Raw genomic sequence first — 12,273 nt, 5'->3', positions numbered from 1 at the left:
CGGCGCTTCCGTCATCGCGACCTGAACTCACCCAACGCCAGATTTGCGCGTACATTTGCGCGCGCGGCCCTCGCACGGAGCGCCATCCATGTATCGACTCGCCGGACTGTTCACTGCCTTCGTGATGCTCGCAGGCACGACCCTCTCGCCGGCCGGCGCCGAGGACAGGACCATCACGGTTTTCGCCGCGGCGTCCATGAAGAACGCACTCGACGAGGTCGATGCCGCCTACACCGCCAAAACAGGCGTCAAGATCACGGCGAGCTATGCCGCGAGCTCGGTTCTGGCAAAACAGATAGAGCAGGGCGCACCGGCCGACGTGTTCGTCTCCGCCGACACCGACTGGATGGACTACGCGGTTTCCAGGAAGACCATCGACGCACCTTCCAGAGTCAACCTGCTCGGCAACAGCATCGTGCTGATCGCGCCGAAGGATTCCGGGATCGACAACGTCACGATCGCGCAAGGCTTCGACCTCGCCAAGCTTGCCGGCGACGGCAAGATCGCCACCGGCGACGTGAAGTCGGTCCCGGTTGGGAAATATGCCAAGGCGGCACTCGACAAGCTCGGCGCCTGGCAGGCCGCCGAGCCGAAATTCGCCATGGCCGAGAGCGTGCGTGCCGCTCTGACCCTGGTCGCGCGCGGCGAAGCCAATCTCGGCATCGTCTATTCCACCGATGCCAAGGTCGAGCCCGGCGTGAAGATCGTCGGCACCTTCCCGGCGGATTCGCATCCCGCGATCATCTATCCCGTCGCGGCGACCACGACGGCGAAGCGCGAGACCAGCGATTATCTCGCCTTCCTGCGCACCTCGACAGCGAAGGCCATTCTGGAAAAGTACGGCTTCAAATTTTTGATCAGCCCGACCACCTGATTTTCGTGCTCGACATCTCTCCCGCCGAATGGACGGCGATCCTGCTCTCGCTCAGGGTCGCAATCATCGCGACGCTGGTGGCAACGCCGTTCGGCATTGCGCTGGCGTGGCTGCTTGCCCGAAGGGATTTTTGGGGCAAGTCGGTGTTGGATGCCGTCGTGCATCTGCCTCTGGTGCTGCCGCCCGTCGTCACGGGCTATCTGCTGCTTCTCACCTTCGGCCGCCGCGGCCTCGTCGGTGGCTTTCTCGCCGATCATCTCGGCATCGTCTTCGCCTTCCGCTGGACCGGCGCGGCGCTCGCCTGCGGCGTGATGTCGTTTCCGCTGCTGGTGCGGCCGATGCGGCTGTCGATCGAGGCGATCGACCGCAGGCTGGAGCAGGCCGCCGAGACGCTTGGCGCCGCGCCTTCCAAGGTGTTCTTCACGGTGACGTTGCCGCTGGCGCTGCCGGGCGTGCTCGCCGGCATGGTGCTGGGCTTTGCCAAGGCGATCGGCGAGTTCGGCGCCACCATCACCTTCGTCTCCAACATCCCCGGCGAGACCCAGACGATCTCGTCCGCGATCTATTCGTTGATCCAGACACCTGATGGCGACGCCGCCGCGGGGCGGCTCGTGATCGTCTCCGTTGTGCTCGCACTCGGTGCGCTCATCGCCGCCGAATGGTTCGCTCGCCGCGCCACGGCGCGCCTGCACGGAAATTGACCATGCTGCGCGTCGATGTCGAAAAACAGCTTGGCGAGTTTTCGCTCTCGGCGTCTTTCTCGAGCGAAGGCCGCGTCACCGGCCTGTTCGGTGCCTCCGGCGCCGGCAAGAGCTCGCTGATCAACATGATCGCAGGGCTGCTGCGGCCCGACCGCGGCACCATCGTCATCGACGGCGAGACGCTCGACGACTCCATGTCGGGCATTCATGTGCCGACCTGGCGCCGCCGCATCGGTTACGTGTTCCAGGATGCGCGGCTGTTTCCGCATCTCGACGTCGCGCAGAATCTCGATTACGGCCGGCGGATGAACCGGCTCGCGCCCGATCGGGCGCAGCACGCGCGCGTGATCGAGCTGCTCGATATCGGCACGCTGCTCGACCGTCGCCCCGGAAAGCTGTCGGGGGGCGAACGCCAGCGCGTCGCGCTCGGCCGCGCGCTGTTGTCGAAGCCGCGCTTGCTGCTGCTCGACGAGCCGCTCGGCGCGCTCGATGAAGCCCGCAAGCTCGAGATATTGCCATACCTGGTTCGCTTGCGCGACGAGGCCAATGTCCCCATGGTCTATGTCAGCCACGATGTCGCCGAACTGCGCCAGCTCGCGACGCAGATCGTGATGCTGAGGCAGGGACGCGTGACATCGTTCGGCGGGGTGAAGGTGCTGACGTGAGGCCTTTCCCGTCATTGCGAGGGGTCCGGCGCAAAGATTCCGGATTTCTTGCATCAGCGCAAAATTGCTGCGCAATTTTGTGCGAGCATCCTCGCAATGACGAGCTATGGCTACCAGCCGCGATCGACGTTGCGCACGTCGCCGGTTCGAGCATCGACATCGACCTCCATCCAGCGGCCGGTGCGGTCGCGGCCCTCGATCTGCCATTCATCGCCCGCGAACTCGGGTGTGCGAAATGGTCATCACGCCGATATCGGTTGCGACATCGAGCGCGGCCTGCATCGAGATCTGATCGCCCGTGTCATAGGCCATCGCCGGTGCGGCCGCTCCCAAGCCGATTGCCACGATGGCGGGCAAGATGAATTTACGCATGGGTTGCTCCTGTAGATGCGTTGACCGTTACGCGGCTAAGAACTGACAACGCCGCGGAGCGTTCCGGAACCGGGATCACGAAGCCGCGCAAATCTTCGGCTGATGCGGCGATTTGGTGGCGGTTGTCTGGCGGGCGACATACCGTTCCCGCGAGTCACGACGCCGTTGTTGGGACATGGCGCGTCAGCAAACAGCGTCATTGCGAGCGCGGCGGAGCAATCCAGAGTCCCTTCCCGGAAACATTCTGGATTGCTTCGTCGCATCCGCGCAAAATTGCTACGCAATTTTGTCGCTGGGCTCCCCGCAATGACCAGTTCTGGGCTAGCTGCGCCTGCCAAACTGCGGACGGTGGTCCTGGATTTGGTCAGGACAACGGCACCGTCAGACCCCCGCCACCGAGGTCCACAGCTCCGCGAGCTTGCGTCGCAGCGCCTTGCTGCGGGTCAGCGGCGCGGGCGTTTCGTCCTCTTCCGGCAGACGCAGGCCGACGACGTTGACGCGGCCGCCGGAGATGCTGCGCGCGACCAGCACGATCTCATCCAGCGCAAGCTCGGCGCCTTCCTTCGGCGCGCGGTCGAGATGGACGTCGAAATAATCGGCCAGCGTGAGCGTGCCTTCATCGTCGCTGACCTTCACGCCGTAGATCCCGGCGAGCTCGGCGAGCGTGTGCTCGCCCGATACCATGAAGTCGCCGAGCAGGTGCGGATCGGGCGCGGTGCTCGGCTGCATGTCGACGAAGAAACGATCGAGCGCCTCGGCCTTTTCCGGCGGCGCCAGCAAATAGATGTAGTCGCCGGGCGCGATCGGCTCGGCTTCGACAGGCGTCAAGATGCTTTCCTTGCGGATCACCAGCGTCGGCTTGGACCAGGACGGGATCAGCCCGCGGCGGAAATAGAGGCTCTTCGGCCGCACCGGATAGCCGACCAGCTGCTGCTCGAGCTGCCCGGGCAGATCCAGTTCGACGCGACGCGGCCCACGCTCGGCGCGCGGCAGCGCCACGTGCAGTTTTCGCGCGGCCGGTGCCAAGGTCCAGCCTTGCAGCAGCAGCGAGATGATCACGACGACGAAGGCGACGTCGAAATAGAGATAGGCTTTCGACAGGCCGACCAGCATCGGGATCGACGCCAGGAAGATCGCGACCGCGCCGCGCAGGCCGGTCCAGGCGATGAAGATCTTTTCGCGCCAGTTGAAGCGGAACGGCGCCAGACAGACGAACACCGCGATCGGCCGCGCCACCAGCATCAGCACCAGCGAGACGGCAACCGCCGGCAGCACGCTGGAGCCGAGCCGGCTCGGTGACACCAGCAGGCCCAGCAGCACGAACATCACGATCTGCGCAAGCCAGGTCGCGGCGTCGAGAAACGCCACCACCGAATTATGCGCGCGCGTCGGCCGGTTGCCGATGATGATGCCGGCGAGATACACCGCAAGAAATCCGGAGGCATGCATGATCTGCGAGCCGCCGAAGATCACGAGCGCAGCCGTGGTGACGAAAGGCGCGTGCAGGCCCTGTGGCAGCGCGACCTTGTTGAGGCCGATGACGACGAGACGTCCACCGATCACGCCGACGACGGCGCCGAGCACCGCTTCCTGGAGGAACTCCATCACCACATGGCCTGGTGTGCTCGAGCCCAGCGAGATGTACTCGACCAGCATGAGCGTGAGGAAGATCGCGAACGGATCGTTGGTGCCGGATTCCGCTTCCAGGGTCGCGCCGACGCGCGGGCGCAGGCGCAGGCCCTGGGTGTGCACCAGCAGGAACACCGCGGCCGCGTCGGTCGAGGCGACGACAGCGCCGACCAGCAGCGACTCCGCCCAGTTGAGATCGAGCGCGAATTTCGCGAACGGTGCCGTGATCAACGCGGTCAGCAACACGCCGACGGTCGCGAGCACCATCGAAGGCGCGAGTACGGTGCGAATGCTGGCAAAGCGCGTCTTCAGCCCGCCGTCGAACAGGATCAGGGCCAGCGCCACCGAGCCGACCAGATAGGTGGTGCCGACATCGTTGAACTGGAGCCGGCCGGGGCCGGCATCGCCGGCGAGCATGCCGATGGCAAGGAAGACGAGCAGCAACGGCGCACCGAAGCGCAGCGCGAGCAGGCTCGACAGGATACCGGCCATGACGAGGACGGCGCCGAGCAAAATGGCGATGCTGAAGGAGTCGAGGGAGGCCATCCACCTTCCGGGTACAAATCGCTGGACTTGCATCCTTATCGTCGCCACACGGGCGCGCCAACCCATTTTCTCCGGCGCGCGGCAATCTGCCCGTATTTTACGGCCTTAACGCGCTTCACTTCACGGTGTATCGGTGGCCCGGTCGCGGCCTTTGTGGGATTCTGCGGCACTTCCGAATCAAACCCGCCCGACCGCTTCCCAGAGACCATCAGATGGACATGGACCTCAAAGACCTCATGGAGTTCGTGCAGACGACGGCGCGCAGCGTCGGGGCGGAAATCTCCTCGCCCTGGTTCTACCTGCAGTTCGGGCTCATTCTGGCGGCGGCGGGGATCGCCTATGCGGCGGAAGCCACGGCGCACAGCCGCGTCGACCTGACCTCGCTCGCCATGCGCTGGCCGCTGCCGCTTCGCCGCTTCGTCCACGTGATGGCCGCCAGCGCCTCGACAGCCGTGTTCACCCTGCTCGTGATCGTCTCCCGCATCGTGATGTATCACGCGACCTGGCCGAGCCGTAGCTATCTCCTGATGGTCGCCGCCAAGCTGGGTCTGGCATGGCTCGCGATCCGGCTCGTGACCTCGGTGCTGCGCAATGCCTTCATCGTCAAGCTGGTGTCGGTTGCCGCTTGGTTCTTCGCCGCGCTGTCCATCCTCGGCCAGCTCGACGCCACGGTCGAGCTGCTCGACTCCTATGCCATCGTGCTCGGCGGTCTGCGGCTGACGCCGCTGCTGGTGATCAAGGCCGGCGCGCTGCTGATCATCGCGCTCTGGCTCACCAACATCGCCAGCAATTTCGCCGAGAGCAAGATCAACTCGGCGGCCGATCTGACGCCGTCGGTGCAGGTGCTGCTGATCAAGATCATCCGCATCGGGCTTCTTGCCGTCGCGATCGTGATCGCGCTCGGCGCGGTCGGAATCGACCTCTCGGCGCTTGCGGTATTCTCCGGTGCAGTCGGCGTCGGTATCGGTATCGGCCTGCAGAAGATCGTCGCCAACTTCATCTCCGGCATCATCCTGCTCGCCGACAAATCGGTGAAGCCGGGCGATCTCGTCACCATCGGCGACAACACCGGCCGCATCAGCGCGATGAAGACGCGCTACATTTCCGTCGCCGCCGGCGACGGCCGCGAATTCCTGATCCCGAACGAGGACCTGGTGACGCAGAAGGTCGTCAACTGGACCTATACCGACAAGAACACGCTGGTGAAGATCACCTTCGGCACCAACTATGACGCCGATCCCCGGCTGGTCTGCAGGCTAGCCATCGATACTGCGGCGGCCCATCCACGTGCGCAGAAGGCCAAGCCGCCGAACTGCATCCTGACCGAGTTCGCCGAAGCCGGCATGAAGTTCTCGCTGACGCTCTGGCTCGCAGACCCCGACGGCATGGACAACGTCAAGAGCGACGTGATGCTGGCGCTGTGGGACGCCTTCAAGCGTGAGGGCATCCGGGTTCCCTATCCTGTCCGCGAAATCCGGGTCCGCGGCGGCGCGCTGCCGGTCGAAACCACCGTAGAAGTCCCGAATTGAGACCGCTTTCGGACGCATGACGGGCAGGATTCTTGTTTTGACGCGTTTTCTTCACGCGAACCGGCAGCCACTTCGCTCGAAAACGCCATGGCTGCTTGCACGAGAGCCCGCAATCATTAAATTGGGGCCTGAATTCAAGCCCTTCCGCCGCCCCCAGAAGACAAGACACGCATGAGCTACGTCGAAGCCACCGATACCTCCCTGCGCAAGACCGGACAGATCAAGCTGCATGGGCCGAACGCCTTTGCCGGCATGCGCAAGGCGGGTGCTTTGGTGGCAAAGTGTCTCGACGAGCTCACTGACATCGTCGGCCCGGGCGTGCCGACCGATCGCATCGACCAGTTCGTCCGCGAGTTCGCCTTCAGCCATGGCGCCTATCCGGCGACGCTGATGTATCGCGGCTACCGCTACTCGACCTGCACGTCGCTCAATCACGTGGTCTGCCACGGCATGCCCGGCGACCGTCCGTTGAAGGAGGGCGATATCGTCAACATCGACGTCACCTTCATCGTCGATGGCTGGTACGGCGATTCCAGCCGGATGTATGCGGTCGGCCCGATCGCGCGCAAGGCCGAGCGGCTGATCGAGGTGACCTATGAGGCGATGATGCGCGGCATCGCCGCGGTGAAGCCCGGCGCCACCACCGGCGACATCGGCCACGCCATCCAGAGCTTCGTCGAGCCGCAGGGCATGAGCGTGGTGCGCGATTTCTGCGGCCATGGCCTGGGGCGCATGTTCCACGACGAGCCCAACATCATCCATATCGGCCGGCCCGGCGAAGGCGTGCAGCTCAAGCCCGGCATGTTCTTCACCATCGAGCCGATGATCAACCTCGGCAAGCCGCATGTGAAGATCCTGTCCGACGGCTGGACCGCGGTGACCCGCGACCGCTCCCTGTCGGCGCAGTTCGAGCACTCCGTCGGCGTGACCTCGACGGGCGTCGAGATCTTCACGCTGTCGGAGCGGCACGGCGAGAGGCAGATCGGGTGATGGCCCGCCGCCCCGGCGTCATTCCAGCGTGAACAGCTCCGCGCCTTCGATCGCGTAATGCGCGAACAGAAAATCCCTGATGTTGACGATGCTGCCGTTGTCCCAGTCGAGCAGGACGAAGTAGCGCGGCGGACCTGACGGATCCTGCGGGTCGAACGCGATGATGGCGGGGCGGCGGTCGACAAAGCCGGGCACGAAGCGCCAGGGGCTGGTCTGCTCATAGCGATGGAAATATTCGCTGACGTCGCGGCGGCCGGTTCGACGGGTCCGGTTGACCATCTCCAGGCATACGTCGTCGGCCAGCATGTCGCGCAAGGCATCGAAATCGCGCGCGTTGAAGCGCTCGACATAATGCATCAGGCGGACGCGTTCAGCGGCTTCCAGCTCGGGAGGCCTGATGTCGTCGGTTTCAGCCGCGAGTTCGCGAAGCCGGGTACGGCCGCGTTGCAGCGCGCCCTTGGTGGCCGGGACGCTGCTGCCCATGATGGCGCAGACCTCGTCGACGGAATAGCCCAGCACGTCGCGCAGGATCACGGCGCCCCGCTGCGCCACGGGCAGGCGCATGAACGTCCCGAGGCTTGCGGCCACGATCTCACGTTCGGTCACGACGCTGGTCGGAGCGGGGATCATGTCCAGATCTTCATCGGTGTGGACCGCGTTGTAGCGGGCGCGCCGGCGCAGGAAATCCAGCGCCGCGTTGTGGGCGATGCGAAAAAGCCAGCCTTCCGGATTATCGACCGTTCCGATTCGCGGCGCCGCCTCGAAGGCTTTGAGCAGCGCCTCCTGGAGCACATCCTCGCCGTCGATGACCGAGCCCGTCATGCGCGCGCAATAGCGATGCAGTTGCGGCCGCATCTCCACCGCAAGACGCTCGAGAGCCTGCTGGGCGGTCTGGCGGACCGCCCCCATTCCATTGCTCGTCGCATCGTCTGCCAAGCAAATCCCCCGTCATCTGTCAGCGTGATACGTCAATCCGGATCGGGGTGCCACACGCCGAAGGTCAGGCATGATTGACCTCGACGACCTCGCACAGGATCGTCTCGGCTTTGGCGATCGCGGCAAGACGTTGGACGTAGGGCGCGAATTTCGGATCCTTGCGGAAATTCTCGATATCCGCAGCGCTGCGCCATTGCGAGTAGTTGATGGCGCGGCCACCCTCCTTGCCGGCGTGGACGCTGGACGAGATGAAGCCGGGCTGCCTGCTGAAGAAGGCCTCGGTGCCCTCCTTCAGGAGCAGGACCAGCTTCTGCTGGTTATCGGGCTCGACCGTGAAGACGTTGACGAGGGTCGTGACGTCGCTTCCGGTGCGAATGGTGGCTTCCATGTTCGAACTCCTGTTGTGGCCAAAGGACGGGTCGATTTGAGCGGCGAACAGTGCGCCGGCACCGAGCCCGGTGGCAACGACCGCACGACGCGATGGCGTGGCTTTGATCTCTGACATCAATATTCTCCTTTGCGAAAACCCTGCCGGCCGCTCGTCGAGGCCCACAGCGCAGAGACGAACGAGGCGGTGAAAAGGAAACGGTCGGCGCGGATTTTTTTCGTTCGGCCGCTTTGCCCATGGACGCACCGCGAATTTCGTTCGGGATGGTGTCGAAACCGCCCTCCAGCCCGGTATGGGTGAAGGCGACGACGGTGAGCTTCGCTGGCCTCGCCGGTTCCGGGGTAAAACGGGGTTGCCGGCCCCGTCGCAATTGGCGGTTGCAAAAGCCGGAATCCACAGCGATGCTGGCGGACGATGCCTGCCAAGCCCGACGCCGACGACAGCACGCCCGAAAATACGCCGCATTATCTCGGCCATCGCGAACGGCTGCGCGAGCGCTTCTACAGCGCGGGCGCGGATGCGCTCAGCGACTACGAGCTGCTGGAGATGGCACTGTTTCCGGCGCTGCCGCGGCGCGACACCAAGCCGTTGGCGAAGCTGCTGATCAAGGTGTTCGGCTCGTTCGCCGAGGTCGTGCATGCGCCGGTGGCTCGCTTGCGCGAGGTCGATGGCGTCGGCGAAGCCGCGATCAACCAGCTCAAGCTGATCGCTGCCGCCGCGCACCGCGTCGCCAAGGGCGAGGTCAACGGCCGCAACGCGCTGTCGTCCTGGAACGAGGTGATCGCCTATTGCCGCAGCAGCATGGCCTTCGCCGACAAGGAGCAGTTTCGCCTGCTCTTCCTCGACAAGCGCAACCAGCTGATCGCCGATGAGGTGCAGCAGACCGGCACCGTCGACCACACCCCGGTCTATCCGCGCGAGGTGATCAAGCGCGCGCTGGAGCTCTCGGCGACCGCACTGATCCTGGTGCACAACCATCCCAGCGGCGATCCCTCGCCCTCGCAAGCCGACATCCAGATGACCAAGGCGATCATCGACATCGCCAGGCCGCTGGGGATTGCCGTGCACGACCACATCATCGTGGGCAGGAGCGGGCATGCGAGTTTGAAGGGGATGCGGCTGATCTGAAACCTCAAATCAGATGGCGCGACCCAGATGGCGCGTCATGGTCGCTTCATCGACCTCGCCGGAGCCGCTGCGCCAGATCATGCCGGAGGTCCCGGCTGGACGAAGCTGACTGCGCGGGCCGTGCCCGCGCCGGTTGGCTGCTCAGTAGCAGTATCGCGGATCGACCGGCACGTAACGGCCGTCCCGGCGCTGCATGTAGCAGCCGCGCTGATAGGCATAATAGCCGGAGCGGCGCCGCTCGCCTTCGGAGGCGATCGCAGCCCCGGTGCCGGCGCCGACGACCGCACCAATGGCCGCGCCACGGCCACCGCCAAGCGCGCCACCCAAAATCGCTCCGCCCACGCCGCCGATGATGGCGCCGCCGACGGCGTCCTGCGCCACGGCATCATGGACCGGGACGGCCATCGCGACCGCGAAACACGCTGCAATTCCAAGGCGTCGAAGCATTCCGAATCCTCCCGACCGACGGCGCAGTCATAGCGTTTCGAGCGCCCCCGGGCCAGAACAATCGTCTTGGCCCGGCGCGCCCCAAGGCGGGCCTGTCGCGACAAGCATCCGATGATTGCGTCTCAAACCGACGGCACTCGGCTGCACTCCGGGAATGATCGCAATCGGGGCTCTTTACTTGAGCGTGACCTTTTCGGAAAACCGCTTCACACTTTTCCGGATCATACTCTAGATATTCTGGGCGTCGAGCGCCGCGGCACGGCGCTGCATCAGCGCGCGTTCGCGCCCATTGGTCGCCAGATGCGCGGCGGCTTCGAAGGCCTGCCGCGCCTCTGCGATCCGTCCGAGCTTCTGCAGAAGGTCGCCGCGAACCGCCGGCAGATGGTGATAGGCCGCCAGCGCCGGCGCACCGGCGACCGCGTCCAGCACGTCAAGTCCGGCCTGCGGCCCCTCGGCCATGCCGATCGCCACCGCCCGATTGAGCTCGATGACCGGTGAGCGCACCAATTTCGCCAATTCGTCGTAAAGCTGCGCGATGTGCTGCCAGTTGGTCGCTGCAGCGGTCTCCGCCCTGGCGTGACATGCCGCGATCGCGGCCTGGAGCGCGTAGAATCCCCTGGAGCCGCCGAGCTCGCCGGCACGTTCGAGTGAACGCAGGCCGCGGCGGATCTGCAACCAGTCCCAGAGCGTGCGATCCTGGTCCATCAGCAGAACGGGATCACCATTCGCATCGGTGCGCGCGCGGGCCCGTGCCGCATTCAGATCCATCAATGCGAGGAGGCCGTGAACCTCGGGCTCATCAGGCGCCAGGCCCGCGAGCACACGGCCCATGCGCAACGCCTCCTCGCAAAGCCGCGGCCGCAGCCATTCCTCGCCGCGCGCCGCGAGATAGCCCTCGTTGAAAATCAGATAGACGACCTCCAGCACCGAGGCGAGACGCTCTGACAGAGCCTCGCCGCCCGGCGTCTCATAGGCGAGGCCGGAATTCGACAGCGTGCGCTTGGCGCGGACGATGCGCTGGGAGATGGTGGCCTCAGGCACGAGATAGGCGCGCGCGATCTCGGACGTGGTCAAGCCGCAGATCATGCGCAGCGCCAGCGCCGAACGCGCCTCTCGCGACAGGATCGGATGACATGCGGTGAAGACCAGCCGCAGCAATTCATCGCCGATGTCGTCGTCGAGCGCGGCATCGAAATCCGGCACCGTCTCCTGCTCCTGCAACATGTCCCGCGCCAGCATGTCGTGCTTCTCGCCGAGCATCCTGCCGCGGCGCAAATGATCCAGCGCACGGCGCCTCGCGGTCGTCATCAGCCATGCCCCGGGATTGTCGGGCACGCCGCTGCCGGGCCACGCTTCCAGCGCCGCCACCAGCGCATCCTGGGTCAGCTCTTCCGCCAGCGGCACGTCGCGCAGCATCCGCGACAGCGTCGCGATCAGCCGCGGCTGCACGACGCGCCAGGTTGCGTGAATCGTGTCACGGACGGTTTGATCGATGTCGGCGGCCGTCATCGCCGCCGACCGTGACGCGCGTTGCTGGGCATCAGGCGTGCGCCGCTACCCCTGCGCGCGAATCGACCTCGCAGGCGCCATCGACGCCCGGCGTGGCGAAGGCCCGTAGCTCGCAGGTACCGTCCCAGCCCGGCATGTGATCGAGGTGCAACTGCATGAATTCCTTGGCCATGGCGAGCGCCTCCGCCTTGTCACGCAGCTCGAAAATGGCATAGCCGCCGACGACTTCCTTGGCCTCGATGAAGGGACCATCGATGACGCTGAGCTCGCCGTCGACGATCCGCACGCGGGCACCGGTCGCAAGCGGCATCAATCCGCCATTGTCGATCATCCGGCCGGCCTTGATTTCCCGCTCGGATATTTTCTGCATGGCCTCCATCAGCGCCGGAGACGGGCCTTTCATGGGCTGGCTGGAGGTGACGATGTACATGAAGCGCATGAAAAACTCCTGGATCAGGCGAGACGCGGCCGGTTCGGCCGCGATCAGCTCGCTACAAGAGATGACGATCCGGCAGGGACCGGATCGACATGGCAGCAAGAAAAATTGGCAGCAAGAAAA

At 65.1% G+C, this 12,273-nt stretch carries 12 protein-coding genes and 1 pseudogene; 6 read left to right on the top strand and 7 right to left on the bottom strand.

The window, feature by feature from the left end:
- Nucleotides 1-88 precede the first annotated feature (88 nt).
- From modA to modC, 3 genes are read left to right on the top strand one after another with little or no spacing between them, the layout of a single operon-like run.
- Nucleotides 89-874: a molybdate ABC transporter substrate-binding protein gene (modA, locus tag ACVIIW_RS11640; protein ID WP_456700873.1), complete on the top strand. Its 786-nt coding sequence runs from the start codon at nt 89-91 to the stop codon at nt 872-874.
- A gap of 5 nt (nt 875-879) precedes the next feature.
- Nucleotides 880-1,575 carry a molybdate ABC transporter permease subunit gene (gene modB, locus ACVIIW_RS11635; RefSeq protein WP_456700872.1) on the top strand — a complete coding sequence of 232 codons (696 nt, stop codon included), beginning with the start codon at nt 880-882 and terminating at the stop codon, nt 1,573-1,575.
- Nucleotides 1,576-1,577: 2 nt separating this feature from the next.
- Complete coding sequence (gene modC, locus ACVIIW_RS11630; RefSeq protein ID WP_456700871.1) at nt 1,578-2,240, top strand: molybdenum ABC transporter ATP-binding protein; 663 nt, start codon at nt 1,578-1,580, stop codon at nt 2,238-2,240.
- A 110-nt stretch (nt 2,241-2,350) separates the two neighbouring features.
- Here the strand turns inward: modC and ACVIIW_RS11625 are convergent.
- Together ACVIIW_RS11625 and ACVIIW_RS11620 are read right to left on the bottom strand one after the other, a co-directional pair.
- A pseudogene (locus ACVIIW_RS11625) lies at nt 2,351-2,612 on the bottom strand (PepSY domain-containing protein).
- 381 nt (nt 2,613-2,993) lie between these two features.
- Entirely contained in the window at nt 2,994-4,787 is a 1,794-nt protein-coding gene (locus ACVIIW_RS11620) for a potassium/proton antiporter (protein ID WP_456700870.1), read from the bottom strand.
- A 212-nt stretch (nt 4,788-4,999) separates the two neighbouring features.
- On the opposite strand from ACVIIW_RS11620, the gene ACVIIW_RS11615 reads away from it, so the two are divergent.
- The gene (locus ACVIIW_RS11615; protein WP_456700869.1) at nt 5,000-6,316 is read left to right on the top strand and encodes a mechanosensitive ion channel family protein; all 1,317 of its coding nucleotides are present in this window, start codon (nt 5,000-5,002) and stop codon (nt 6,314-6,316) included.
- Nucleotides 6,317-6,487: 171 nt separating this feature from the next.
- Entirely contained in the window at nt 6,488-7,306 is an 819-nt protein-coding gene (gene map / locus ACVIIW_RS11610) for a type I methionyl aminopeptidase (RefSeq protein ID WP_456700868.1), read from the top strand.
- Nucleotides 7,307-7,324: 18 nt separating this feature from the next.
- On the opposite strand, the gene ACVIIW_RS11605 is transcribed toward map, so the two are convergent.
- On the bottom strand, nt 7,325-8,242 hold the full coding sequence (locus ACVIIW_RS11605) for a sigma-70 family RNA polymerase sigma factor (protein ID WP_456700867.1): 918 nt from the start codon (nt 8,240-8,242) through the stop codon (nt 7,325-7,327).
- Nucleotides 8,243-8,306: 64 nt separating this feature from the next.
- Complete coding sequence (locus ACVIIW_RS11600) at nt 8,307-8,747, bottom strand: antibiotic biosynthesis monooxygenase family protein (RefSeq protein ID WP_456700866.1); 441 nt, start codon at nt 8,745-8,747, stop codon at nt 8,307-8,309.
- A gap of 297 nt (nt 8,748-9,044) precedes the next feature.
- Between ACVIIW_RS11600 and radC the strand changes: the two genes are divergently transcribed.
- Nucleotides 9,045-9,758, top strand: coding sequence for a RadC family protein (gene radC / locus ACVIIW_RS11595; protein ID WP_456700865.1), 714 nt, complete (start codon nt 9,045-9,047; stop codon nt 9,756-9,758).
- A gap of 141 nt (nt 9,759-9,899) precedes the next feature.
- On the opposite strand, the gene ACVIIW_RS11590 is transcribed toward radC, so the two are convergent.
- From ACVIIW_RS11590 to ACVIIW_RS11580, 3 genes are all read right to left on the bottom strand, one after another.
- Nucleotides 9,900-10,205, bottom strand: coding sequence for a YMGG-like glycine zipper-containing protein (locus ACVIIW_RS11590; protein WP_092233215.1), 306 nt, complete (start codon nt 10,203-10,205; stop codon nt 9,900-9,902).
- 228 nt (nt 10,206-10,433) lie between these two features.
- Nucleotides 10,434-11,714, bottom strand: a complete 1,281-nt coding sequence (locus tag ACVIIW_RS11585) for an RNA polymerase sigma factor (protein ID WP_456700864.1) — start codon at nt 11,712-11,714, stop codon at nt 10,434-10,436.
- Between the two features lie 31 nt (nt 11,715-11,745).
- Nucleotides 11,746-12,153 carry a YciI family protein gene (locus ACVIIW_RS11580; protein ID WP_092233222.1) on the bottom strand — a complete coding sequence of 136 codons (408 nt, stop codon included), beginning with the start codon at nt 12,151-12,153 and terminating at the stop codon, nt 11,746-11,748.
- Nucleotides 12,154-12,273: the final 120 nt, after the last annotated feature.

Source organism: Bradyrhizobium sp. USDA 4449 (assembly GCF_054056275.1).
Note: the sequence above shows the minus strand (reverse complement) of the source record. Positions and strands in the feature narration are given on the sequence as shown.

What these genes read in the sequence shown, in the direction of transcription:
- ACVIIW_RS11580 (WP_092233222.1), bottom strand. Translation starts at nt 12,153, where the DNA reads ATGCGCTTCATGTACATCGTCACCTCCAGCCAGCCCATGAAAGGCCCG.
- modC (WP_456700871.1), top strand. Translation starts at nt 1,578, where the DNA reads ATGCTGCGCGTCGATGTCGAAAAACAGCTTGGCGAGTTTTCGCTCTCG.
- map (WP_456700868.1), top strand. Translation starts at nt 6,488, where the DNA reads ATGAGCTACGTCGAAGCCACCGATACCTCCCTGCGCAAGACCGGACAG.
- ACVIIW_RS11615 (WP_456700869.1), top strand. Translation starts at nt 5,000, where the DNA reads ATGGACATGGACCTCAAAGACCTCATGGAGTTCGTGCAGACGACGGCG.
- ACVIIW_RS11600 (WP_456700866.1), bottom strand. Translation starts at nt 8,747, where the DNA reads ATGTCAGAGATCAAAGCCACGCCATCGCGTCGTGCGGTCGTTGCCACC.
- radC (WP_456700865.1), top strand. Translation starts at nt 9,045, where the DNA reads ATGCCTGCCAAGCCCGACGCCGACGACAGCACGCCCGAAAATACGCCG.
- ACVIIW_RS11620 (WP_456700870.1), bottom strand. Translation starts at nt 4,787, where the DNA reads ATGGCCTCCCTCGACTCCTTCAGCATCGCCATTTTGCTCGGCGCCGTC.
- ACVIIW_RS11585 (WP_456700864.1), bottom strand. Translation starts at nt 11,714, where the DNA reads ATGACGGCCGCCGACATCGATCAAACCGTCCGTGACACGATTCACGCA.
- modA (WP_456700873.1), top strand. Translation starts at nt 89, where the DNA reads ATGTATCGACTCGCCGGACTGTTCACTGCCTTCGTGATGCTCGCAGGC.
- ACVIIW_RS11590 (WP_092233215.1), bottom strand. Translation starts at nt 10,205, where the DNA reads ATGCTTCGACGCCTTGGAATTGCAGCGTGTTTCGCGGTCGCGATGGCC.